The following is a 24,280-nucleotide window of genomic DNA, read 5'->3' on the forward strand; positions in this document are numbered from 1 at the left end:
CTACGGCGTTCCGAGGAGCGTGCTGCAGGCGCTCACGTGGAAGGGCCTGCCGCGTCACCACAAATACTCGGGCTGACGACGCGCGTACGGGTGCTGCGTCCCACCGCGTCCGGAACCGCGGTGCAGAAGACGAAGCCGGAGTGCTCGTACCGGGCGAAGCAGCCGCCGCGCACCTCAGGCCGCAGACCATCCCCAGGCCGAGGCATCGGGGTCCTCGCCGCAGGCGGCGACGGCGCGGTCGGCCAGAGGCTGCGACTCTGCGGCCGCACGACCCCGTCCCACGTCCCTGAGGACCGGCGCCCGCACGTGGCGCCAGCCCAGGAGCGGTGCCTCGCACCCGCCCCGTGGTCGCTGGCGACGACACCGGCGCCGTACAGACCGAGCGACCGGCCAGCTCGCCGTCTGCACATCCCCTCGGCCACCGCCGAGCCGCCCCACCATTTCGACCGCTGCGAGACACTCGGCAGAACCGTCACCTGCTCGCCGCCGGCCTCGCACCTGTCCATCCGGAGCACGATCTGACCACTCGCCGTTGGCCGACGTTGCCGCCGTTGGCCAGATCGTGAGCGCCACCTGCCCTGCCCGGCGCTGGTCGTCGACGCGGCTGTGACCTCGACACTGACGACGCCCTCGAGGTGGACCAGCACAGGCGGAAGCGCACGTCTGGAGCTTCCGCGCGCCGATATTCATCGGCGTTGATGAGGGACAGGAGCGCGCCGAGACTCGGGTCATGGAACACCACGCTCTCCCCGCTCGCAGCGTCGTCATCTCGGGAGCCTCGACCGGGATCGGGCGCGCCACCGCCCTGCGCCTGGCGGCCGACGGCTGGCACGTCCTGGCCGGCGTCCGCCGCCTCGCCGACGCCCCCGACGCCGCTGACGGCGCACCAGGAACGATCCGACCGCTGCGGCTCGACGTCACCGACCCCGACTCGGTCGACCAGGCAACCAGCGAGATCGCTCAGGCGACGCAGAGCTCGCCGTTGACGGCGTTGGTCAACAACGCCGGTGTCGGCCTCATCGCCCCGATGCAGGACGTCGACCTGTCCGCACTGCAGGCGGTCCTGGACGTCAACGTCCTCGGCGTCGTCCGACTCACCCAAGCCGTCGTGCCCCTGCTGGCCCCCGGCGGTCGCATCGTCGTCGTCGGCTCCATCGGCGACCGCCTCACCATGCCCTTCGGCGGGCCCCTGACGTCCTCCAAGTGGGCCGTCGCTTCGATCGCCGAGGCCTTCCGCCTCGAGCTGGTCAGTCAGGGCATCGCAGTCACCATCGTCGAGCCCGGCTCGATCCGCAGCGAAGCGGTCGACAAGGTCGCCTCGGCCGCCGCGGCGACCGCCCGTGACATCGCCCGTCGGGACCCCGAGCTGGCTGAACGCTTCACCCGAGCCGCTGCCGTCGCTATCGCCAACGAGCGGCACGGCAGCGACCCCGACGTCGTCGCCGCCGCGATCAGCCGCGCCCTGCGCGCGAGGCGCCCCCGCACCCGCGTCCTCGTCGGCAAGCACGCCCGGGTCATGGCCACCGCCGCCGCAGTCCTCCCCGACCGCACGCTCGATCGCCTGCGCCTGCGCCTGTTCCAGCAGCCGACCGCGAGGCTCCGACCGGCTCCGTGCAGCCTGGTCGACGGACCCAGCGCAGCCACTCCGACGAGGTGACGCTGGTGGAGGGTGGCCCAGCGGCAGCCGTCGGAGCTCGTCCGCGGTCCGTCAACCCGGCCTTGTTGGTCCGTCGACGAGGTGACGCGTCAACGCGCCGCAGGAGGAGCGTCGTGGCCTTGCATATCGAGAGCGGCCCCAACCCGCTCAGACCTGGTCACCCGGGCTCAGGTGTGTTCTGCAGCTCCCGCTCTCGTTGCTCCGAGCTCGCTGCAGGGCCGTGCTCGGCGAACAAGCCGGCTTGGGCCGCAACGATGGTGGCGCGTGCGGCCAGAAGAGCGTCGCCCGCGTCTGGGTCACGACCGACGACCAGGGCCTGGTAGCAGATCGGCGCCGCGAGCGCTCCGAGGAGCACGCGCGCATCAGTGCGCACCGGCAGTTCCGACCGGTCGACCGCACGGCGCACGATGACGGACATCCCCTCGACCCGACCCCTCCAGAACTGCTGCCCCAACGCGTAGAGGGGGCCAGGTCCACGACCACCGAGCACCATCACCCGCATCACGCCAAGGCCGAGCGGATCACTCAGCGTCCGGGCGAGGGCGCCGGCCAGCGCCACGAGGTCAGCCTCGAGGCTGCCTTCGTCCGGAACGGGGATCCGGTCCTGAGCGGCCTCGCCGAGGGCGGCCGCGACGACTCCCTCGACGGTGCTCCACCGTCGGTACAACGTCGCCCGGTGCACCCCTGCTCTGCGCGCGATCGTCTCGACGCTGATCGCGTCGTAGGGCCGCGTCGCGAGCTCCACCAGCGCCGCCTCGTGCACGGAGCCCTGCACGCGAGCGGCACGACCTCCCGGGCGGGACTTCCGCACAGGCTCTGGCACCAGCTCAATCTATCTGGGTTGCGGATGGACCAGACGCCTGTCATTGTTCCCTAAAGCGACAGTCTGTCGCTCTAGTGCGCGTGGAGGACGTCATGAAGGTCAGCACCGGCAGCCCGATCCCCCGGATGGACGAGCCCGGGCGGGCACGTCGAGCCCACAGTTGTCTGCCCGCGGCGGCCGGCATCGGGTACGTGGTCGTCTGGGCGGTCGGTCTGATGGTGTGGCCTCATGACCTCGGTGTGCGCTCGTCGGCCCAGACCGTCGCGTCCACCTACTCCCTCAGTGCGTCTCGCGAGGCCGTGCAGTTCATCCTGGTGGAGGGACTTGCCGGTCTCCTCTTCACAGCGGTGCTGCTGCGGGCGAGGCGGAACACGCTCCGCGGCCGGTCCGGGGCACCGTTCCTGGTCGCAACGACTGCTGTCGCGGCGCTGGCCGCGTCCGTCGCCCAGTGCGCGCTCGGCCTCCTGCTCATCAGGACGGCAACGCAGCACCAGACCCTCGCCGCCGGCTCTCTCCTCAGCATGATCAACCACATCGACGGCGCCAAGATGCTGCTCCTGGCGGCCGCGGGTGCAGCCCTGATGCAGACCCTCGGCCCAGCTCGCGGATCAAGGACGACGCGATGGGCCCTCCTGGTCCGGATTGCGTCGGCGGCAGCGGCGACCACTCTGGTGATCTCGGGAGTCGGCTACCTCACCGGGTCCGCTGCCCTCGCCCGGACCGTCGACCTCTCCGGCTCGCTCCTTCTCCTGTGGATCTGCCTGACTGGCATCTGGACCACCCTGGCCCCTGCCGGCGCGGTCAGCGCGGGAGCGGAAGCAAGCTCCGCCTAGTCGGCCGACGATCCGGCCCCCTGCGTGTCGGCGCCCACGCTCGACGACGGAAGACTGATCGCGGTCGAAGCCAGCTCGAGTCGCTCACGCCACCCTCGGTCGAGTGCGATCTTCGCGTCGCGGCGAGGCGAGCTCGGGTGGAGCTCGGCGGAGACCGTCGAGTACGCCAACGCTCGGGAGCACCAGAACGGCAGGTGGGACGAATCCTGCTCGCCAGCTGGCTTCGTGGTGCCGGCTGCTCAGACGCTGGCCCGGGTGGGTACCTCTCGGGCCAGCAGAAGAGCGACCGCGAGCAGCAGGCCGCCGGTGACGCGTCGCTGCCAGAAGGCCCAGCGGGGGTGCTGCGCCAAGAACAAAGCGATCCCCCCTGCCCCGACGACGATCAACGAATTGACGCTGAGGCTGACGGCGATCTGGATCGACCCCAAGGTCAGGCCCTGCAGCGTGCGGTGGCTGCGACCTGGATCGATGAACTGGGGAATGAGCGTGAGGTACATGATGGCGGCCTTCGGGTTGAGCAGATTGGTCAGCAAGCCCATCCGGAAGAGCCGGGACGGCTTGTCCTGGGCGAGCTGACGGACGTCGAAGACTCCCCGCCCGCCAGGACGCAAGGCCCGCCAGGCGAGGTGAGCCAAGTAGACGACCCCGGCGGCCTTGAACCCGACGAAGAGCCAAGGCACTGCGACGAAGACGACGGCGAGGCCGACGTTGGCCATGAGCATGTAGACGACGAAGCCGGTTCCCGTACCTGCCAGCGAGATCAAGCCAGCGCGTCGTCCCTGCCCGATGCTTCGCGAGACGAGGTAGATCATGTTCGGCCCTGGTGTGAGGACCATCGCCAAAGCGGTCACCGTCACCCCCAGGACGGAGGCGCTCGGAAGGAGGGACGAGAAGACGGAAGGCATGTCGACGAGCCTGATGTAATCGCCTTGTGCACCTCAACCCTTACGGCGAGTACGCGGTCCACCTCGCACGCTCCCTGGCCAACGACTGGCCCGGCACCAGGGCTGGAGTCGTCGCCCGCACGCGTGACTTCGGGATGTCGATGCCGTTCCCCGAGCAGCAGGACGACCACTCCCGATGCCGCGCAGTCCTCGACGAGTGGCTCGACGTCGTCGACGCCGACTCAGCCGACGAGCGAGCCGTCCTGCTCAACGAGCAGATGGCCAAGGCGAGCGCGTACCCGCGGTTGACCGCGCACAACGACGAGGGGTGGCACCTCCACTACCGCGACGTCGACGACGACCTGGCGCGGGTGCTGCAGGCCGTCTTCAGTGTCGGAACCGCTCTGCATCTGACGACGCGAGGCATGGGGCGCCTGGGTCGTTGCGCCTCGAGCCCCTGCGCGAACGTCATCGTCGACACCTCCCGGAACGGCACCCAGCGCTACTGCTCACCGCGCTGTGCGAGCAGAGACGCCGTGCGCCGCCATCGCGCCCGTCAGAAGCCCCTGACCCGCTCCGGACGACGGATCTGAGTCGAGCACGCCCACCGCGCGATGCCCGCAGGTCGTGAGCGTCCGGCCTGCGCGGAGCGTCCGGGAGCGCGGGTTCCTCCCGTCCTGGGCGCCGCAGCGTGTCCCGCCTCCCCGAAGGGTCAGTTCCAGCGGCGACCGGCACCCGCAGGACCGACGGCCCGAAGCAAGCGCTGCGAGCCGCTGCCGGACCACGCCAGAGGCGAGGAGTGACGAGCAGCGCGAGGCCGGTGCGCCGCGCGGGTCGGCTGGCGCGTTCGTCCGGTGCGTGTTCGTCGCCGTACGCCAGTGCCCGTTCCCGGCAGGTCAGCCTGCCTCCGGGCGGCGGCTCGGTTCCCGTCCGCGGTCGACCTGAGTGGCGCACTAGGGATCGCCGGCGAGGAGGCCTGACCCCTCAGCGACCGTGCCCTGGTGGAAGACCGCCTGCCAGCGACCGCCCGACCGGCGGTAGAGCGTCGAGCGCTTCGTCACGCGGCTCTGCTCACGCAGGACGTAGGTGACTTGCAGCAGCCCCGGCGCCAGTTGGCGGACAGCCCACTCCTCGATGCGGTACCCGCCAGGCAACGACGCCGGGTGGGTCCCCGCCAGGCGGGCCAGCACGACTGCCTTGACCTCGCCACGGAGGTAGGTGTTGCCCGACGCGCCGATCTCGAAGAAGTCCGACGCGATCTCCGCGTCGAAGGATGCTTCATCGAAGATGATCTCTGGCCGGTCGAACAGCGGCTCCCGACTCATCAGGTACCTGACGAGCGAATCGGGGACGACGACCACGGGCGACCGCACGAGACGAGTCAGGGCGCGCGTCACGCCGGACGGTCTTCGACCAGGTAGGTGCCGTGGCCCTCCCGGACCAGCTCGCCCTCGAAGACGAGCACCTCGCACACCCGCTGCCCACGTTGGTTGCGGTACCGGATGACCACCGCGCTGATGCCGGCGAAGACCTCCTCGACGGTGAAGTGCAGGTCGGGGACGAGCTCGAGGCCCCGAGTCCAGTAGTCGCGCAGGGCGACCATGCCGGTGCAGGTCCCCCCGCTCTCCGGGAACACGGTTCGCGCGACCGGCGAGGTGAAGACGACGTCGTCGTGGAAGTGCTCGAGCAGCGCGTCGAGATCGTGGGCGTTCCAGGCCTCGCACCACTGCTCCGCGAAGGCCACGGGGTCCGCGATCACAGAAGGACGTCCTTCCTGGTCGGCGCTGGGGCTTGCTCCTCGTCGCGGGGCAGCTCCCGGTGGCGCATCGTCATGTGGACAAGGCTGCAGGAACGGGCGTGCCGTTCAGGGCTCACGATGCCGCCGTCCCGGGCCCGCTCAGGCGCTGACGCAGGGTGGGGTTCTCCCGTGCTGATCCGGGCAGCTGGCGGGTCAGGAACTCCAGCTCGGCGGCGAGGACGGCGTCGTGGGCTTCGAGGAAGGGGGCGTAATGGCCGCCAGGCACGCGGACCAGCTCCGAGCGCGGAGAACGGCCGGCAGCGCGCAGCGCCGGGGAGGCGAGCACTGACTGATCCTGGTCGGCGACCACGAACAGCACGGGACAGCGCAGCCGTGAGACATGGCGACCGGGGCGGTACAGCGCAAGGAGCAGCACCGAGCGTGCGGCGATGGTGCGTCGCCAGCCGCCGTGGCGTCGGTCGGGGTCGAGGGCGCGCTCGAGGTCCTGCGAGTCGGGGGTGGTGAGCATCGCCACCGCTCCCCGCGGGCCGGTCAGTGGCACGAGTCGGGGGGCCCGGCCCAGCACGCCGCCCAGAACGTCGAGCAGGACGAGGAACGGGAACCGCAGGACCACCCCGAGGGTCTCGTGCTTGAGCGCTGCGGGCGCCGAGACCAGGCTGTCGACCAGAGGCGTCTGGGCGATCGCGGCCGCCACAGGTGCCGCCTGCACCGCCCGGAGGACGTGCCCCCCTCCCAAGGACGAACCCCAGGCGACGATCTTGTCCTTCTCCACGCCGGGTAGTCCCGCGGCGAAGTCGATCGCAGCCGTCAGATCGTCGACCTGCCGATTGACGGACAGCACCTGCCGCGGCCATCCGGCGCTCTCGCCGAAGCCTCGGTAGTCGAAGGCAAGGACCGCGTGACCTGCTGCTTGGAAGTCAGCCGCGTAGGGGTCGGTACCGGGTTCCTTCGTCACCGCTGCGCCGGTGGCCATCACGATGCAGAGCCCGCTCCTACCCGGGTAGAACCAGGCTGCGCACTGCTCCCCTCCGGATTCGAACTCCACTCTTTCCCTGGGCATCTCGGACACCGGTACCCCTCCTCTGACGTTGACGGCTTGCTCGTCCCGGCATGCTCACGGAGCCGTACCGATCGGTACGGTATCGACGTCGTGAACCCCTGTCCATCACGTCGGACTGGGTTGCGGCCTGCTCAGCCCCACTCACCCACCTCTGACCTGGTGGGCGCGAGCCGGAGCTCGGTGGGTCCTGCGGGATCGCGCTCGACGACCTGGACCGGAGGCCAGACCCACTGCCAGACGGGGACGTCCGGAGGGCGGGAGAACCGGATGCGGCCCCGAGTGCCCTCGACCGCGACCTCGGACCAGAACCCGACGGTCCGAGGTCGCTCGGCGTCGTGCCGCCGGAGCACGTCGGCGATGACGGCGATCGAGTCGTAGCCCTCGAGCGCGACGAAGGACGGCGGCTCCCGCAGCTGTTCACGGAGGCTGTCGTCGACTCGGGCAGCGAGCGGGCTGAGCTGCTCGGGCCGGTAGCGCAAGAACGGGACGGCCGAACCCGAGCCTCCGCTCAGCCTGCCCCATGGCGCGAACTCGGGCTGCCCCGCCGGGGCGCCGATCGTGACTCCGGTGAGGCGCGGATCTCTGCGCACGGCCTGGACGATGGAGATCGCGGGCTCGGGGTGCCCGACCAAGAGGAGCAGGGCCGTTGCCCCCGTGCCGGCAAGCTCGTCGCACACCGCTGCCGGGCTCAGAGCGTCAGCGGTGAGCTCGACGACGCTTCCACACCGAGCGGCGAGATGCCTGGACAGAATGCGGATGCCGGCCTCCCAGTAGATGCTTCGTTGCATCACCGCGGCGACGCGGACGTGCCCAGCCCGCAGAAGGTGGTCGGCGAAGACGCACCAGCTGTGGGACTGGGTCGGCGCGACCCGCGCGACCCAGTCCGCGGGCCGTGGTGTGAGCTCGTCAAGAACCGCCGACGAGCAGAGGAACGGCACCTCCAACGCCTCGGCGGCTGCAGCCGCAGCGCGAGCAGCAACGCTGTGGTACTCACCGACGAGCGCGACCACGCCGTCCCGGGTCAGCTCTTCCACCGCGACGGCAGCCCGTCCAGGATCAGCGGCGGTGTCTCGCACCACCAGCTCCAGACTTCTCCCGGCCAGCGCCTCGGTCTCGTTGACGTCCCGCACCGCCAGCTGGAGCCCGGCGAGCAGGTGCCGGCCCGCCTCGACCCAACCGGGTCGACTCAGGGGGACCAGTGCTCCGATGGGCACGGCGCTGCCGCGGGAACGCCTCATGGATGGTCCCCCTTCGCCCGAGGGCCTATCACCAAGGTCGGTCCTCCGCTCCTGCCGGCCGCCCAGTCGCGGGGCCACGACGTCTCGTCGGACCAACCTGTCAGCACGCGGCGCCGGAGGGGACCAGACGGATCTGCCACAAGGGGCAACTTCCCAGCCAAGCTCGGCAGCGTCATGGAGGACGCGGCCTTCACGTAGACCTGGCTCAGGACGGACGTCGAGGCCCGGACCACCCTGGCTCGGCCCCGGAGAAGGCGACAGCATCCCGGACGCCGCTTCGGCGCGCCCGGGAGCGCTCGTTCGCCTCGAGGTGTCCAGACCGTGACCGCATCCGAGCACGCGGACGCCGGCACCCGATCGATGGCCGATGGACGACGAGGCTCCCGGGTCGGCCGGGCCCCCCGGGCTCCGGACCAACGGTGAGGACGACGGTTCCCCCGCCCCCGCTCGACGAGAGCGCCCACGCCCATCTCTCGGCTGCAAGGCCACGTGGTGAGCCTTCTCCCGTCCGGTTCGCCACCGCCACCACCACGGGCACCCCTCGGCTTCACGTCAGGCCGTCGGTCGAACCGCGTCGCCGTGGCCGAACCTCTCCCACGGCGCGCCACGCTGAGGACGGCTACGGACGTGCGTCGGCCTGACATACCTACTAGTATGTACACGTGACGAGCCAGGATCGGCTGTTGGAAGCAACCCAGGAACTGATGTGGGAGCGCGGCTACGCCTCGACGAGCCCCCGGAAGATCTTGGACCGCGCCGAGGTCGGGCAGGGCAGCATGTACCACCACTTCGGCAGCAAGGAGGTGCTTGCGGCGGCGGCCTTCGAGCGCAGCGCCGCGGCCACCCTCGCGCGGGCGGAGTCTGTGCTGGCCGGGAGCGAGGAGGACGCCGCGAGCCGGGTCGTCGGCTACCTGCTGGCTCAGCGGGACGTCCTGCTCGGATGCCCGGTCGGCCGTATGGCGAGCGACCCCGACGTGCTCGCTTCCGACTCGCTGAGCGCGATCCTCCGCACGACCTTCGCCCAGGTGCGCGCGCTGCTGACCGAGGTGATCGCCACCGGGATCGCCGCGGGTGGGCTTCGTGCCGCAGACCCGGCCGAGCTGGCCGACACCGTGCTCGCCGTCGTGCAGGGGGGGTACGTGCTGGCCCGGGCCGAGGGCGACGCCGAGCCTTTCGAGCGCGCGGTCCGAGGCGCGGCCGCCATGCTCCGTACGGACGGGGAGCGGGGCGACCGTGCGAAGCGTTGACACCCGCACGCTCGAGCTGGGTGACGACCGGCGCTCGGGAGGAGCCGTTCACGGCACCGGGCTGGCCGCCGCGTCGGATCCACGCCTGCACGTCTACCTGGTCCAGTTCGCGCCCGGCAGCCGCACCGCGTGGCACGCCCACGCCGAAGGCCAGCTGCTGGTCTGCACCGAGGGCCGGGGGTGGGTCGGGACGCGCGACGGCGATCGGCTCGACCTTGTTGCCGGGACCGCCGTGTGGACCGAGCCCGGGGAGGAGCACTGGCACGGGGCAAGCCCCACGTCCGCGATGACCCACCTGGCCGTGCAGACCGCAGAACCACCGAGCGACGGCAGCACCTGGTCCGAGCTCGTGGACGACTCGACCTACGGAGGAACGCCGTGCCCGCACAGCTGATCGCGCACTACCCCATCGCGCTCCCCCGGGACTACGACATGTCGGTCATCCGCGAGCGCGTGCAGACCCGCGGCTCGGCCCTCGACACCCGAGCAGGTCTCGTGGCCAAGGCCTACTGCGTGCGCGAGGCGGGCGTCGAGGGTGCAGAGCGCAACGAATACGCACCCTTCTACCTCTGGGGCGACACGGACGCCGCGGCGGACTTCCTGTGGCGGGGCACCGGCTTCCACGGCATCGTCCACGACTTCGGTCGCCCGCGGGTGCACACCTGGGTGCCCGAGGCGGTCGCGTCCGGTCCGGTTCCTGCCGATGCGGTCACGCATGCGACTGTCGACGTCCGTCCGATAGCTCCCGACACGGACCTGGTCGCGCTCGCCGCCGAGCTGCGCGAGCAGACCCACGAGCTCGTCGGGGCCGGTGAGGTGCACCTGAGCGTGGCCGGGATCGACCCGACCCACTGGACGGTCGTGCGCTTCTCGACGGGCAGCGGACCGCGCTCGGGCCCGGGTCTGCAGTACCGCGTGCTCCACGTGAGCCAGCCGGCCGAGGTGACGTCCAGGAGAACGACGGACTGAGGCGTCGATGAGGATCCTGCTGGCCGGCGGCACTGGTGTCCTGGGTCGTCGCCTCAGCCGACGGCTGGTGACGGAGGGCCACGAGGTGGCCGCCACCACACGTCGTCCAGAGCGGGCGCCTGCCCTGGCCGCGCTGGGGGTGACGCCGCTCGTCCTGGACGTGTTCGACGTCAACTCGGTGTCGAAGGCGTTCGAGCAGCACCGGCCCGACGTGGTCCTGCACCAGCTGACCGACCTGAGCGAGGGCGATGTCGAGGCGAACGCGTCTCTGCGAGCCCGCGGCACCTGGTCGCTGGTGGACGCCGCCACGAAGGTGGGCGTCGAGCGGATGATCGCGCAGAGCATCTCCTGGGCCTACGTCCCAGGTCCCGGCCCTGCAGACGAGTCCGTCGGCCTCGACCTGAGCGCGCCGCACCCACGCGCCGTCACGGTCGAGGGGGTCGGCCGCCTGGAGTCTGCGGTGGCGGAGCTGGCCGGTGGTGTCGTGCTGCGGTACGGGACCCTCTACGGACCCGGGACCTGGTACGGGCGAGGGGGTCGGATCAGCCGACAGGTTCTCGGCGGGAAGTTGCCGGCCACGGCGGACATCACCTGCTTCCTTCACGTCGCGGACGCCGTCCAGGCCGCCGTCGACGCACTCGACTGGCCCCCGGGTGCGGTCAACGTCGTCGATGACGAACCGGCGCCGGGCACGGAGTGGCTACCGGCTTTCGCCCGGGCGCTCGGCGCTCCAGCGCCGCCGGTGGGTGGGGAGCCGGGTGGCCGCAGCAGGGCTGTGTCCAACCGCCGGGCCCGGTCTCTGGGCTGGCTACCTGCCCACCCGACCTGGCGCACCGGCCTCCCGGCCTCGCTGCACGAAGCATGCTGAACGGCGAGCCCCGGTCGGGTGTTCTCGATCCAGGTCCCCGCGCCGCCCGTGCCTCTTCAGGGCTGGCTGCCTCCGGCTGACCCGTTGCGCCGCGAACCCTGCTCTGCGTGGGTTGACGCAAGAAGGACCTCCTGGTGCCGGTCGCAGACAGGTCGTCGTCCACCACTCGGAGGCACCCGGTGGCTCAGACCGATGCTCGTCTGCTGACCCAGGATATCGAGCTCAGCCCAGCAGCGACCGGAGGAGGTCTTGTGCTCGCGGTCCTCGACCAGCCCCTCCACCTCCGCCGGTGGATGTCGGCCTCGCTGGCCGGACGCTCCACCTGGTCGGCATCGCCTACGTCCACCGGCTCTCGCCCCGCAGCCCGGCTGGCTCGGGTGAACAGCCGCTCGCCCCTTCGGCAGCTCCTGGCCGGGAGAGTGGTGGTCCCATGCGACCCCGGGCGCCTTGCCCGACCTCGCTGCTCCCCGTCCACCGGCTGCCGACGCCACCTCGTGCGGCCTCGTCGAGGGGGCCCTCACAAACCCTGTCGCAGCCTCAGCGGTCCGGACCCCCGTCGGGCTTCTGCCATACGGCGGACAGCCAGTCCTCGAGGGTGGGACCGTCGATCTCGGTTCCCGCTCGGGCCAGCAGAGCACCGTTGCGCATCGCACGTCCCGCTCGACCAGGGAACGGCACCCCGACGACGTGCAGCCGTTCACCCCGAGCAACGGCGATGCGCCGTGCCACGTCGGGGATCTCGTGCACCTCGGGACCGGCGAGCTCGTGACGACCGCCCGGCTGCTCGACGGCCAGCCGGACCAGGTGTCGAGCGACCGTCCGCGCCGCCACGGGCTGCGAGCGCATCTGAGGCACCACGGCGAACCGCCCGCGCCGCGTCAGCGCGATCATCTGAGCCGCGAACTCGAAGAACTGGGAGGCGCGCAGAACCGTGGCCCCGACCGGACCAGCCAGCATCGTCTGCTCCTGAACCAGCTTGGCTCGGTAGTAGCCGTAGCCGGGGACGTCCTCCATCCCGAGGATCGACAGCGTCACGAGGTGTCGAACGCCAGCGTCCGCCGCACAGGCCTGAAGCGCCTCCGACGTGGCCTTGAAGAACTCTTCCGCCGGACCTCTCCGCACCGAGGCCACGTTCAGGGTGTCGATCACCGCGTCGACCCCGGCCAGAGCAGTGGCGAGCCTGACCTGGTTCCGGACATCCACGCCCCTCCGCCGGCTGAGCGCGACGACCTCGTGACCCGCGCTCTCCACCTCCTCGACGACGTGGTGCCCGACGGTGCCCGTCCCGCCAGCAACTGCAATTCGCACCGGGTCCTCCTCGCCTCACCGCCGGTGATCGGCGCCGAGCGACAACCGTACCGCTCGGTACGGATAGGGTGAGGACGTGGTCAGCCGCCAGAGCAGACAGGAGCGCACTCGGCACCTGGCGCTTCGGGCCGCCGAACTCTTCGCCGAGCGCGGCTACACCTCCACCTCGATGGCCGACGTCGCTGCCGCCGCCGGCGCCTCGAAGGAGACGCTCTACGCCTACTTCGGCAATAAGGCGGGACTGCTCCGGGCAGCGCTCACCATCCTGATCCACCCTCAGCAGGACGGGTCCGAGCCCACGGCCTCGTCCTCGAACAGCCCAGCCGACGCGCAGGACGAGCTGACCCTGTTCTTGACGTCCCTGGTCGGCAGGTTGATGCAACCCTCCTACCTCGCCCTGGCGCGGATCGTCGTAGGCGAGGTTCCACGCGATCCGTCGCTCGGGGACCTGTTCCGGTCGGCGGTGGCGGAGCCGGCCATCCGGGCCGCCGCAGCGGTCGTCGAGCGGGACGATCGGTCGTTCGTCGGTGTCGTCGACAGCGAGGCCGCTGGTCGCCTCCTGATCGGGTCTGTCCTGACCTACGTGCTCCTGGACGGCCTGCTGCGGAGCCCGGCCGACGTCGTCCTGCCCGGTGACGAGGTCATCGCCCGCCTGGTGACGACCTTCCGCCAGACCCGGGACTTCCAGGGCGGCTGACGAGGTGCGCCTCCTCCCACCGCTCCGCTCCGCTCGAGCATCGGGCCGGCCGGGAGCTGCGGTGCCGCCAGTCGGCTCGTCCGCAGAGCACCGCACACACCCCCGAGCAGGGTCGTCCAACGGGCGTCCGGTGCGAGCCGCACGGCAGTTCCGCCCGGTGCAGCCGGACCAGCGCGCTGTCTCCAGAAGCGTCGGAACCGCCCGAGCATCGGACCATGGCCACCATCGGACCCTCGGCGATCTTCAGCCATGTCGTGGCTCACGTGGCACCTTTGTTGACGTGGGTCCTCACTCACCTCGACGAAGAGCCCACTGCCGTGTCTCTCGCCCGGCGGGCGGTCATGAGCGAGCGGACTTTCGCCCGTCGGTTCATCGCCAAGACGGGCACAACTCCTCACAGGTGGTCGCCACCTGCGGCTCGGGCGCACCCCGCACGTCAGACAGAACCCCTGCGCTCCACGACCAGCACACGCGCGACCGGCGCCGGATGGGCGACGTGCTCGTCGCCCGGCTCCGCGAGGCAGATGCGTCCAGGAGTCAGGCGCTCCACGAGCTCTTCCCCGCTGCCGGTCTTGTGGTGCATGTCGACGGCACCGTCGAGCACGACGAAGACCTCAGGCCCGTCGTTGACGTGCCAGACGTAGGGACTGTCCGTCCAGTGCAGCCGTACCGTCGCCTGGTCGATCTCCGTGACGTCGGTGGCACCCCAGGCCCGGTCAGCCGTGTACTCGCTGGCCTCGATGAAACGCACAACCCTCTCCTCACTGCCTTGTCGCCAGACCGGGACCGCGGAAGCGCGACCTCGGAGGTAGGGGTGGCCGCCTCGCGGGTGGCAGGCCTGAGGGCGCGACATGCCGCGGGCGGTCGAGCGGGCAGTCCGCCGCCCGCAGCCTCACGAGCCGGACCCCTCGACAGGGACAGGCGGCGGGGCGATGGACCCCGGTGCCGTGCGGGACCACCGGGTGACGAGGACACCGACCACACAGAGGACGCCCCCGACGACGGACAGCAGGACCGGCACCTCTCCCAGCACGAGCCACGACAGCGCGATGGCGACGGCCGGCACGCCGAGGGTCGTGGCCGAGAGCCTTCCGGCACCGGATCGGGACAGGGCGTACGCCCAGGTGGTGAAGGCGACGGCGGTGGGTCCGACCCCGAGGAACACGACGGCGACCACGTCCCGCCACGACGCTGCTGTCGCCTGCGTCCAGGCTTGATGGGCGAACGGCGACGTGGCGACGGCACCGACGACGCAGCCCAGCCAGGTGGCCGTCAGAGCGTCGACGTGCGGCAACGCCAGCTTCTGGACAAGAACGCCAGCGGCGTAGAGCACGGCGGCAAGCAGCCCGAGGACGACGCCAATACGGTCGGTGACACCAGGCCGGTGGCTGCCGACAGCGATCAGAGCGACCCCAGCCAGCGCGATCACCAGTCCCAGGGCCAACGTGCCCGAGAAGCCCTCGCCGAGCCCGAGCCCGGCGACGACAGCCACGATCAGCGGCGCGAGCTGTACCAGCATCGATGCCGTCCCGGCGTCCAGGTGCCGCTCGGCCCAGTTGAGGACGACCGCATACCCCGCGAACCACAGGAGCCCGTACGCGACCACGAGCGCCAGGGTCCGGCCGGTCGGCGGCCGGCGGCGGTGCCGGACGAGGACGAGGAGGGTGAGGACCACCGACCCCACGAGCAGCCGGCCGAACGCCAGGGCACCGGGGCCCAAGGACTGGCCGACCCACCGGATCACGACGAACGCGGCGGCCCACAGCAGCAGGGAGGCCGCAGTGGCGAGCGCCACCAGGTGCTCGGGGGACAACCCCATCCTGCGCTGGAGGTTCGCGTCTTCCACGAGCACACCCTCGCCCGGCGTTCTCCTAAGGACAAGCGAACAATCGAACTCAATTGTTAAGCACGGTTGTAGTCTCTGCAGATGCTCGACTTGCGGTCGCTCAGGGTGCTCCGAGCCGTCATTGCCGAAGGCAGCATGCACGGTGCTGCCACCACGCTCGGCTACACCCCGTCAGCCATCAGCCAGCAGGTGAGCGCCCTGCAGAGGGCGACCGGTCTGGCGCTGACGGCGCGCGACGGACGTCGGATCGTCCCGACGGCCGCCGCTCGGCAGCTCGCCGACGAGGCCGACCGCGTCTTCGAGGCCTTGGCGGGGCTCGATCTGCTGGTCGCCGACCTGCGCGCCGGACGCGACGGCACCCTGACCGTCGGCTACTTCGCCTCCGCGGGGTCGACCTGGGTCCCGCCGGTCATCGCCACGGTGACCAAGGAGTACCCACGACTACGCCTGGACCTCCGCCTCGTCGAAGGTGCCACCACCTACCAGCCCGATGTCGAGATCTTCGTCGAAGGCGTCTCGCAGACCACGACACCCGAGTTCGGGGCGCGCCACCTCGTCGAGGAGCCGTACTACGTGGTGGTCCGCCGCGACAGCGATCTCGCTGTCCACGACCGCATCCCTCTCAGCCTGCTGGCCGGCGAGGCGTGGATCGACAACGACGTCACTCGCGGTCCCTGTCGCCAGGTCGTCCTCAACGCCTGCTCGGCCGCCGGCTTCACCCCGACGTTCCGGGTGGAGACGCATGATTACGCCAGTGCAGTTCAGTTCGTCGCCGAGAACCTGGGGATCACCGTGCTGCCACGACTCGGCGCACAAGGGTTGCCCCCGTCGACGCGGGCGATTCCGGTCGTCGACCCGACTCCCACCAGACGCATCGGGGTGCGGGTCCGCAAGACGGTCGCACGCAACCCGGCTGCCGTCCGGCTTGTCGAACTTCTCGAGGCACAGGCCGGCGTGCTGAGCGAACCTGCTCCGACGCGCTGACGCAGCCCGCCGCGCGGGCGGACGGTCAGCCGAGGTCCTCGACCGAGTGGTGGACGCCGGCACCCCCGGGCACGGGTCGACGCAGTGGCGGCGACACCCTCGACACCGAAGTCCAGGCTCAGCGTGGCCCGGCTACGGGCTGAGCCACGCGACCGGTGTCGCCGAGCCTTCGCCAGAAGAGTGCCGCCACCAGCAGGTCGATCACAGCCGCGGCCGCGAAGGGAAGGCTCAGGGACCAGTGCGCGAGGGGCCCGGCCAGCAGCCCGCCCGCTGACACCCCGCCCGTGGACGCGAGCAAGTACGCGCTGGCGACCCGTGCGCTCAGGTGTCGCGGCACGAGCCGGTGGCGGATGGTCGTGGTCGTGACGCTGAGCAGCGCGAGCTGTGCGCCGAAGATCAGCACCAGCACCCCGGCGACCCCGGGCGCGTGGGTGAGGGCCAAGCCGGCCTGGACGAGAGCCTCGGCCAGCAGACCGAAGCGCAGCACGGTGCCCTGTCCGGCTCGCCGTACGAGGCCGGGCGCAACCAGGGCCCCGACCAGGCCGCCGAGGGCCGCGACGGCCAGCAGGACGCCGTACCAGGCGCTCGCGAGTCCTAGTCGACGCTCTGCGTAGAGAACCATGATCGAGAACGACCCGCCGAAGGTGACGCTGGTGCACGCCGCAAGGACGATCAGCCGGCGCAGCTCCGGCTGCGCCCACAGCCAGCGAACCCCCACGACGACGCCGCCCACGGCCCGGCCAGCGACTTCCGCACCAGGGCGGATCTGGTTGACGGCGAGGGCGGCGACGACGCAGCCGACCGCCTCGAGCGCGAACGGCAGGTTGCGGTCCACGGTGAACAGCAGCGCCCCGGCGACCGGTCCCACCAGCTGCCCGCCGACCACCTGGGTCAGCGCGATCCGGCTGTTGGCCACGGTCAGGTCGGCTGAGGCCACCACGACCGGCGCCAGGGCGGTCGCCGTCGTGTCGGCCACCACCTCCGTCAGGCCACCGACGAAGAGCGGGGCGTACAGGACGACCAGGTCCCCCGGAGCGGCGACGACCACGGCCGCCAGCCCGGCCGCGCACGCAGCCCGAGCCGTGCAGGCGAGGGTCAGCGCCCGGACCGGTCGCACCCGGTCGACCAGGGCTCCGACGGGCAGGGCGCACACCAGCCAGGGAAGACGCTGGACCGCGAAGGCCGCGGCCACCATCCGGGGATCCGCCACCGTCGAGGCCACCAGGAGCGGCGCCGCGGCCAGCCGCAGCCCGTCGGCGACGTTGCTGGCCGCTGATGCCCGGAACAGCCAGGCGAAGTCGGCGCCGAGCCCCGCCCTCGACCGGGCCGGGTCCGCCGATCGAGTGGTGCGACTCATGACGCGGGCCGCGACCGGCGGTCGATCAGAGCGGCAAGCGCGCTGAGGTGGGGCGGTTCGAGCATCGTCAGGTGGTTGCCGCCGACCCGGTGGAGGGTGACCGGGCCGCTGACGAGGCGGTCGGCACCACCCGTGAGCATGGTCGTCGACCAGCACCAGATCGGCCCCGCCGGCGTACGGGTGGACTTCGTGTCCCTGCAGCATCCGGTGGTGAACGGCCGCGGCGTCAACGAGCCGACGCGCCGCGGGCAGGTCCAGCGCCCCTAGCGGACGCCCGGCCCAACGGGCAGCGGCATGCAGGGCCGCCACCGGGTCGAGGTCGGTCGGGACTGGTACGGCCAGCCCCTCGAGCCCGGCCAGGTCGGTCATGAGCTCGTGCAGGTCGGGGTCCGGCAGGTCCGTCCCCCAGCGGACCGCCGGGTCCAGCAGGATCAGGTGCTCCACCGGACGACCACGGCCGGCGAGCAACCGGGCGACCTCCACGGCGATGATCGCCCCGAGGGAGTACCCCGCCAGGACCGTCGTCCGGTCGTCGGAGCGCGCCTCGATCTCCGCCGCGTACTGCTCCGCCAGCTCCTGCAGGCGGCGCGGCCCGTCGACGGTCGGGACGCTCTCGAACGCGTGGACGTCGCCGTAGCCGGGGACGAGCGGGGCCAGTGGACCGAAGACCGTGCCCCGCCCGCTGAGCGGGTGGACGAGGTAGAGAGCCGGTCCTGAGGTTCCGCGACGCAGCGTGAGCAGCGGCGACGCGGTTGTCGGCACGTCATCGACGAGGGCGGCAGCGAGTCCAGCCAGGGTCGGGTGCTCGAAGACCTGCTTCAGCGGCAGCTCGAGGCCCAGGCGCCGACGGCACTCGTCGACGAGTCGGATGGCCTGCAGGGAGTCACCGCCCAGCGCGAAGAAGTCGTCGTGCCGTCCCGGCGCGGGCGCCGCCAGCACCTCGGCCCACGCTGCTGCGAGGTCGGCCTCGACGCCGGCGAGCGGCGCCGACCACGGTGGTCGAGCGTCGTGCCGCACGGCGCTCGGCGGCGCCGCCACGGGCGCGGTGGTCGGGTGCCCGGACCGGCGAAGAGCACCCAGCGTGGAGTGGCCGTCCGCGAGGGCTCGCAACGCGGTCCGGAGGTCGTCGGCGAGGTCGGCGACCTGGCGCCGGTCGAAGTGGCTGTGCCGGAAGGTGAGGGTCAGCCGGTACGGCCGGCCGGGGGCGATCTCGATCCCGAGCGGTTGGTCCAGGGCCTCGCGCAGGCGGATGCCCTGCAGCCCGACGCCGTCGGCTGCCGCGAGGGCGTCAGCGACGGGGTAGTTCTCCACCACCAGCAGGCTCTCGAACATGGGACGGGGTCGGGGGATCCCACTGACCCGTTGCACGTCGGACAAGGTCGTCTGCTCGTGGTCTCGTCGTTCGGCGTCCTCGCGCTGCAGGCGGCGGAGCCAGTCGCTGACCCTCTCCCGGTCGTCCAGGTCGATGCGGATGGGCAGGCTGTTCGACAGCAGCCCGACCATGGCGTCGATGCCGCCCACCGGGGCCGAGCGGCCCGCGGTGACGGCGCCGAACACCACGTCTGCGCTTCCCGTGCGTCGTGCGAGGACCAGGGCCCAGGCGGCCTGGAACAGGGTGGCCGTGGTGACCCGTTCGCGCCGTGTGACGTCGGCGATCTGCAGGGCTTCGGCCTCGGTGAGCTCGACGACCAGCTGGTCGGTGCCGGTTCGGGTGCCCGTGGGCAGCGGCGAGAGCACGGTGGGAGCGGTGACGCCACCGAGCCGGCCACGCCAGTACCGCTCGACCGGCTCGGCGTCGCGGTGGGCGAACCAGTCGAGGTAGGGCGCCACCGACGAGGACGTCCCGGCGGCCGGCTCCGGTCGGCCCGCGCGCAGGGCGGCGTAGAGCTCGAAGAGGTCGCCGAGCACGATGGCGAGCGACCAGCCGTCCACGAGGAGGTGGTGATGGGTCCACACCGCGTACCCGCCGCCGGCCGCGCGAACCACTGTCCAGCGGTGCGGTGGACCGTCCCACCCCACGGGTTCGGCCAGGTCGGCGTCGAGGACCGCGCTCAGCTCGTCCTCCTCGACAGCCGGCCCGTCCCAGATCCGGAACCGGAGCGTGGCGGAGGCGTCGACGACCTGCACGGGCCGCGGTCGGCCGGTCCACGCGAAGCTCGTCCGCAGGGCGTCGTGCCGACGGACGAGAGCGTCGAGCGCCGCCTCGAACGCCGGCACGTCCAGGTCGTCGAAGCGGCAGACGAGCTGACCGACGTAGGTGTTGACGCCCTCCGCCGCCAGGCTGTCGACCAGGATCCCCCGCTGCAGCGGGGTGAGCTCCAGCTCCGCGCGTGTGTCAGGGTGGCCGGCGAGCGCCTGGTGGATGCGGTCGGCGACGGCTCGCGCCCGGACCTCGGTGTCCCGCGCGCCGTACGCCACGGTGATCTCCAGCCGGCCGTCGTTCAGCGCGGCGTCGACCTCCCAGCGGTTCGGTCGCCGGTTCATCGGCCCGCGGTTGGCACCGACCTGGGCCCGGACGAAGGCGAACTCGCTCGCGCGCGGCGGTAGGTCGAGCACTCCGAGGTAGTTGACGCTCGCGACGCCGGGGCCACCGAGCTGCGGGTCCCTCCCCGTCAGCTGACGACGGATCTCGGCGACCTGTCCTGCATCGTCGCCGGTCGTGGGGACGGCGACGGTGCGCACCTGCGTGAACCAGCCGACGGTCCGACTGACGTCGACCAGCCGACCGTCCTGGTCGCGGCCGTGCCGCTCCACGTCGACCAGGACGGTCGGCTCGTCCCGTCCGTCGTCCGGACCGAGGGCGCGCGCGGTGGCCGCCACCAGCTGTTCGCCCAGGGAGCCGCTGCGCAGCAGGGCTGCGGTGGTCGGCTCGTCGACCACGACCGCGACCGACCCGGTGCCGCTCTCGAGGTCGGCCTGCTCCTCCGCCGAGCACGCCGACGACGACACCGCCGCCTCGTCGCCCGACCACTCCGCGAGCGACGCCGAGGGGAACGCCCAGGTGACGCTCGTCCCGCTGACCTCGGCACCGTAGGCCCGTTCGAGGTCGTCGATCAGCAGCGACCAGGAGACCGCGTCGACGACGAGGTGGTGAGCGCTGAGGAGCAGGCCGGCCGGCTCGTCGCCGGCCTCGAACGAGATCACCTTGAGCAGCGGCGGCGCGGCGAGGGCGTGGCTGGCGTGCAACGCTCCGGCGTGCGCGTCGATCTCCGCCGCCCGGTCCTCGTCCGACGCGGTCAGGCGCACGTTGCGCACCTCGACCGGAGCGGGCCGTTCGACGTAGCTCGCGTGCCACCGCCCCGCCTCGTCCGACCGGAAGGCGAGCCGGAGGGCGTCGTGCCGCGCCACGACGGCGTCGAGCGCCCGGCCCAGGGCCGCGACGTCGACCGGTCGCCTCGGGTCGAGCAGGACCGACTGCGTCCAGTGCTGCGGCTGGGTGAGGTTCTGGTCGAAGAACCACCGCTGCATCGGCAGCAGCGGCTGCTCCCCCGTGGCCGGCGTCCGCTCGACGTCCGACTGTGCGGCTCCGGCGACCGCCGCCAGCTCGGCCACGGTCTGGTGCTCGAAGAGCTGACGCGCGGTGATCGTCAGCCCGTCGGCCGCCGCGCGCGCCACCACGCGGATGGCCGAGATCGAGTCGCCGCCGAGCGCGAAGAAGTTGTCGTCGCGCCCCACGCCCGCCAGACCCAGCACCTCGCTCCACACGCGCGCGAGCCGTGCTTCCTCCGCGGAGAGCGTCGGCGTCACCGGGTCGGACGGATCCGTCGGCAGCGTCGCCAGCTCGGGGAGCGCGGCGTAGTCGATCTTGTCCGAGCCTGTCATCGGCATGGCGTCCAGGACGACCACCGTCTGCGGCACCAGGTACGGCGGCAGGACCCCGGCCAGCTGGTCGCGCAGAGCGGCGGCATCAGCGGACCCGGTCACGAAGGCCACCAGCCGGGGATCGCCCGAGGGGGTCGGGCGCACCACCACGGCCGCGTCCAGCACCCCGGCGCACCCGGCCAGAGCGGCCTCGACCTCGCCGGGCTCGACCCGGAACCCCCTCGGCTTGACCTGGCGGTCACGGCGGCCGAGGAACTCCAACGACCCGTTGGGGGACGTGCGCACCACGTCGCCCGTGCGGTAGAGACGACCGGGGCCGTGGGGGTTGTCGAGGAACCGCTCCGTCGTCAGCCCGGGCCGGTCCAGATAACCCCGGGCGACGCCGACCCCACCGACGTACAGCTCACCGACGAGGCCCACCGGCACCGGCTCGAGCAGCGCGTCGAGGACGTAGCTCTGGGTGTTCGGCAGCGGCCGGCCGATCGGCACGATCCCCGCCCCGACGGGTTCCGGCTCGTGGAGGGTGCAGACCACGGTCGCCTCCGTGGGCCCGTAGGAGTTCGCCAGGACCGGCCCGCCCTGCTCCTGCCATCGCAGGAGCTTCGAGCTGGCCGCCGCCTCGCCCCCGATCGTGACGCGGCGCAAGGTCGGGCAGGTCGTGCGCAGGTCCGTGCTCATCGACTCGACCCACTGGTGCCAGTAGGCGGTCGGGAGGTCGAGCAGGGTGATGCCGACGGCGCTGACCAGGCGTTCCAGCTCGACGGGAGCGCGCAGCGCGGTGTCGACCGGGACCACGAGGCTGGCGCCGGCCATCAGGGTGGGGAAGATCTCCTCCACCGACGCGTCGAAGCTCAGCGAGTGGAACTGCAGGAGCCGGTCGGCCGCGCCCAGACCGGTGAGCCGGGCGAACCCGGCGTTGTGGTTGACGACGCTTCGGTGCTCGACCACCACGCCCTTCGGCCGCCCGGTGGAGCCCGAGGTGTAGATGACGTACGCCGCGTCGGAGCCGACCGGTGGGTCGACGGTGACGTCGTCCAGGTCGGCGAGGTCGGCGTCGACGAGCAGCCGTGCGTCTCCCCAGCCGACCAGCGCCTCGGTCCCCGCCGTCACGAGCGTGGTCGCGCAGCCGGCGTCCTCGGCCGTCGAGCGCAGCCGGGCCGGGGCGTAGGTGGGATCGAGCGGCACGTACGCGGCTCCCGCGGCCAGCACCCCGCAGAGCGAGGCGACCGCCTCGAAGGACCGGGGCACGCACACCCCGACCCGGTCCCCGCGACGTACGCCACGAGCGACCAGGTGCCGGGCGATCAGCTCGGCGCGGGCCAGCAGGTCGGCGTACGTCCAGCGCCGGCCGACGCCCTCCGGGCGGTCGTCGAGAAGCGCCACCGCTCCCGGGTCGCGGGCGGTGGTGCGACGGAGCACCTCGGGGAGGGTGTCCGGCACGCCGAGGTCGAGCGCGTCACCGGTCATCGCGGCCAGGCGGGCCGCACGCTCGTCGGGCGTCAGCAGCGGCAGCCCGACCACCCGCGCGTCGAGGTCACGGGTCGCCGCGTCCAGCACGGTGAGCCAGGACCGGCCCACGGCGGCGACGGTCCCCTCGTCGAAGAGGTCGACCGCGTAGTCCAGCGGGACCCGGTACCCGTCGTCCTGAGGGGCGACCATCACACTGAGGTCGACCTCCCCCAGCGCCTGCTGGATGCCGAAGTCCCCCACCGCCAGGTCGGTGTCGGGGTCCACCGGACCGGCCAGCCCCAGGCTGCTCCGGGAGGGGCCTGCGCTGGGCGTGGTCTGGAAGGCGAGGACGACCGGGCAGAGCGCGGCGCGGGACGGGTCGTGCGGCACCGCCACCGAGCGCACCAGCTCGGCGAAGGGCAGCCGCGCGTGGCGCAGCCCCTGGCGGACGGAGCGGTCGGCGCTGGCGAGCACGCGGCGGAAGGTGTCGTCGCCCCCGAGGCGTGAGCGGAGGGGAACCGTGTTCACGAACAGGCCTGCCGTGTCCCGCCACGCCGCACGGTTGCGTCCGTGCGAGGGCGTCCCCAGAACGACGTCCGGCTGGCCGGACCACCGGTGGACGACGACCTGCAGGCCAGCCAGCAGGACGGTGAAGGCCGTCGTCCCCTCGACCCGGGCGATCCCCTCGACCTGGGCGCGCAGCTCCCCGGTCACGGTGGTCGACCAGCTCCCGCTGCGCTTGCTCTGCCGGGCGGGGCGCGGCCGATCGGTCGGCAGGTCGATGGTGGTGGGCACTGCGGCGAGCTCACGTCTCCAGTGGTCTCGCTGCACCTCGGCCTGCCCCGAGTCGAGGAAGTCGCTCTCCCAGCGCGCGAAGTCCACGTACTGTCCGCTGCTGGTGGACGCCGGTCGGGCGACCCCGACCTCCACGTCGTAGAGGTGCCCGAGATCGTCGGCGAGGAGCCGGGCCGACCACAGGTCCACGACGACGTGCGGCAGCGTCAGGAGCAACGAGGTCGACCCGTCGCCGGTGCAGGACACCAGGGTGGCGGCGACGAGCGGGGCCCGGGTGAGGTCGAAGGGTCGCTGCCGTTCCGCGGCGACCATGGCCGTCAGCCCCGTCGGGTCGGGCACGGTTCGTCGGTGCAGCGTGGGCGCGAGAGCCGGGCCGACCAGCGCGTACGGCTCGCCGCCCCGTTCCGCGTAGCTGGTCCGCAGCACGTCGTGGCGGCGGCACAGCTCGCGCAGGGCCCGTTCCAACGCCGCTGCGTCGGGTCGTCGTGAGAGGCGCGCGCTGAAGACCACCGTGGCCAGGCTCGCCTCGCCCGTCACCTGCTGGAGCGCCCACAGCGCTCGCTCCCCGGAGCTCAGCGGCCGCTCCTGCACGTCGGGGTGCCCTGGACCGGTCACGTCGTCGGCCGTCGGCTCGGTTCCTCGGGGCAGGGCGGCGTCGTGGTGGCGAGGGGGCGGGGGCATGGG

The 24,280-nt window shown here is 72.1% G+C and carries 19 protein-coding genes; 9 read left to right on the forward strand and 10 right to left on the reverse strand.

Features of this window, described 5'->3' with window-relative positions; genetic code table 11:
• Positions 1 to 730: 730 nt before the first annotated feature.
• Positions 731 to 1,657, forward strand: a complete 927-nt coding sequence (locus tag BMY04_RS15055; RefSeq protein ID WP_091182401.1) for an SDR family NAD(P)-dependent oxidoreductase — start codon at positions 731 to 733, stop codon at positions 1,655 to 1,657.
• Between the two features lie 157 nt (positions 1,658 to 1,814).
• Here the strand turns inward: BMY04_RS15055 and BMY04_RS15060 are convergent, their stop codons facing one another.
• A complete protein-coding gene (locus BMY04_RS15060) occupies positions 1,815 to 2,402 on the reverse strand; it encodes a TetR/AcrR family transcriptional regulator (RefSeq protein WP_139209880.1) in 588 nt (195 codons plus the stop codon).
• A gap of 170 nt (positions 2,403 to 2,572) precedes the next feature.
• Here BMY04_RS15060 and BMY04_RS15065 point away from each other — a divergent pair, with 170 nt between their 5' ends.
• Positions 2,573 to 3,313: a hypothetical protein gene (locus BMY04_RS15065; protein ID WP_139209881.1), complete on the forward strand. Its 741-nt coding sequence runs from the start codon at positions 2,573 to 2,575 to the stop codon at positions 3,311 to 3,313.
• Positions 3,314 to 3,552: 239 nt separating this feature from the next.
• Here BMY04_RS15065 and BMY04_RS15070 read toward each other — a convergent pair whose 3' ends face one another.
• Positions 3,553 to 4,218 (reverse strand): LysE family translocator, encoded by a 666-nt coding sequence (locus BMY04_RS15070; protein WP_198410190.1) that lies wholly within the window; start codon positions 4,216 to 4,218, stop codon positions 3,553 to 3,555.
• 26 nt (positions 4,219 to 4,244) lie between these two features.
• Between BMY04_RS15070 and BMY04_RS15075 the strand changes: the two genes are divergently transcribed.
• Positions 4,245 to 4,790: a CGNR zinc finger domain-containing protein gene (locus BMY04_RS15075; protein ID WP_091182407.1), complete on the forward strand. Its 546-nt coding sequence runs from the start codon at positions 4,245 to 4,247 to the stop codon at positions 4,788 to 4,790.
• 360 nt (positions 4,791 to 5,150) lie between these two features.
• On the opposite strand, the gene BMY04_RS15080 is transcribed toward BMY04_RS15075, so the two are convergent.
• The 4 genes from BMY04_RS15080 to BMY04_RS15095 form a co-directional block, all read right to left on the reverse strand.
• On the reverse strand, positions 5,151 to 5,594 hold the full coding sequence (locus BMY04_RS15080) for a nuclear transport factor 2 family protein (RefSeq protein WP_198410191.1): 444 nt from the start codon (positions 5,592 to 5,594) through the stop codon (positions 5,151 to 5,153).
• The gene (locus BMY04_RS15085) at positions 5,591 to 5,956 is read right to left on the reverse strand and encodes a nuclear transport factor 2 family protein (protein ID WP_091182409.1); all 366 of its coding nucleotides are present in this window, start codon (positions 5,954 to 5,956) and stop codon (positions 5,591 to 5,593) included. Before BMY04_RS15085 ends, BMY04_RS15080 begins: the two co-directional genes overlap by 4 nt.
• 112 nt (positions 5,957 to 6,068) lie before the next feature.
• Entirely contained in the window at positions 6,069 to 7,016 is a 948-nt protein-coding gene (locus BMY04_RS15090; RefSeq protein ID WP_091182661.1) for an alpha/beta hydrolase, read from the reverse strand.
• 131 nt (positions 7,017 to 7,147) lie between these two features.
• Positions 7,148 to 8,254 carry an ABC transporter substrate-binding protein gene (locus BMY04_RS15095; protein ID WP_091182411.1) on the reverse strand — a complete coding sequence of 369 codons (1,107 nt, stop codon included), beginning with the start codon at positions 8,252 to 8,254 and terminating at the stop codon, positions 7,148 to 7,150.
• Positions 8,255 to 8,916: 662 nt separating this feature from the next.
• Here BMY04_RS15095 and BMY04_RS15100 point away from each other — a divergent pair.
• Genes BMY04_RS15100 through BMY04_RS15115 form a run of 4 tightly spaced genes read left to right on the forward strand, consistent with a single transcriptional unit; the run spans position 8,917 to position 11,338 of the window.
• On the forward strand, positions 8,917 to 9,501 hold the full coding sequence (locus tag BMY04_RS15100) for a TetR/AcrR family transcriptional regulator (RefSeq protein WP_091182412.1): 585 nt from the start codon (positions 8,917 to 8,919) through the stop codon (positions 9,499 to 9,501).
• Complete coding sequence (locus BMY04_RS15105; protein ID WP_091182414.1) at positions 9,488 to 9,895, forward strand: cupin domain-containing protein; 408 nt, start codon at positions 9,488 to 9,490, stop codon at positions 9,893 to 9,895. The genes BMY04_RS15100 and BMY04_RS15105 overlap by 14 nt, the downstream gene beginning before the upstream one ends.
• Entirely contained in the window at positions 9,880 to 10,470 is a 591-nt protein-coding gene (locus BMY04_RS15110) for a DUF4865 family protein (protein ID WP_139209882.1), read from the forward strand. Before BMY04_RS15105 ends, BMY04_RS15110 begins: the two co-directional genes overlap by 16 nt.
• Before the next feature lie 7 nt (positions 10,471 to 10,477).
• Positions 10,478 to 11,338, forward strand: a complete 861-nt coding sequence (locus BMY04_RS15115) for an NAD-dependent epimerase/dehydratase family protein (protein ID WP_091182417.1) — start codon at positions 10,478 to 10,480, stop codon at positions 11,336 to 11,338.
• 537 nt (positions 11,339 to 11,875) lie between these two features.
• Here the strand turns inward: BMY04_RS15115 and BMY04_RS23615 are convergent.
• Positions 11,876 to 12,646 carry an SDR family oxidoreductase gene (locus BMY04_RS23615; RefSeq protein ID WP_091182420.1) on the reverse strand — a complete coding sequence of 257 codons (771 nt, stop codon included), beginning with the start codon at positions 12,644 to 12,646 and terminating at the stop codon, positions 11,876 to 11,878.
• A 76-nt stretch (positions 12,647 to 12,722) separates the two neighbouring features.
• Here BMY04_RS23615 and BMY04_RS15125 point away from each other — a divergent pair, with 76 nt between their 5' ends.
• Positions 12,723 to 13,343 (forward strand): TetR/AcrR family transcriptional regulator, encoded by a 621-nt coding sequence (locus BMY04_RS15125; protein WP_091182422.1) that lies wholly within the window; start codon positions 12,723 to 12,725, stop codon positions 13,341 to 13,343.
• Between the two features lie 436 nt (positions 13,344 to 13,779).
• Here BMY04_RS15125 and BMY04_RS15130 read toward each other — a convergent pair whose 3' ends face one another.
• Positions 13,780 to 14,094 (reverse strand): cupin, encoded by a 315-nt coding sequence (locus BMY04_RS15130; protein WP_091182423.1) that lies wholly within the window; start codon positions 14,092 to 14,094, stop codon positions 13,780 to 13,782.
• Between the two features lie 141 nt (positions 14,095 to 14,235).
• Positions 14,236 to 15,330: a DMT family transporter gene (locus BMY04_RS15135; protein WP_198410193.1), complete on the reverse strand. Its 1,095-nt coding sequence runs from the start codon at positions 15,328 to 15,330 to the stop codon at positions 14,236 to 14,238.
• Here BMY04_RS15135 and BMY04_RS15140 point away from each other — a divergent pair.
• Positions 15,325 to 16,173, forward strand: coding sequence for a LysR substrate-binding domain-containing protein (locus tag BMY04_RS15140; protein ID WP_232506426.1), 849 nt, complete (start codon positions 15,325 to 15,327; stop codon positions 16,171 to 16,173). The two genes, BMY04_RS15135 and BMY04_RS15140, sit on opposite strands and share 6 nt — an antisense overlap.
• Positions 16,174 to 16,291: 118 nt before the next feature.
• Here the strand turns inward: BMY04_RS15140 and BMY04_RS15145 are convergent, their stop codons facing one another.
• Positions 16,292 to 24,277 carry a non-ribosomal peptide synthetase gene (locus tag BMY04_RS15145; protein ID WP_091182427.1) on the reverse strand — a complete coding sequence of 2,662 codons (7,986 nt, stop codon included), beginning with the start codon at positions 24,275 to 24,277 and terminating at the stop codon, positions 16,292 to 16,294.
• Positions 24,278 to 24,280 lie beyond the last annotated feature (3 nt).

The sequence above is a fragment of the Microlunatus flavus genome (genome assembly GCF_900110855.1).
GTDB lineage: Bacteria > Actinomycetota > Actinomycetes > Propionibacteriales > Propionibacteriaceae > Microlunatus > Microlunatus flavus.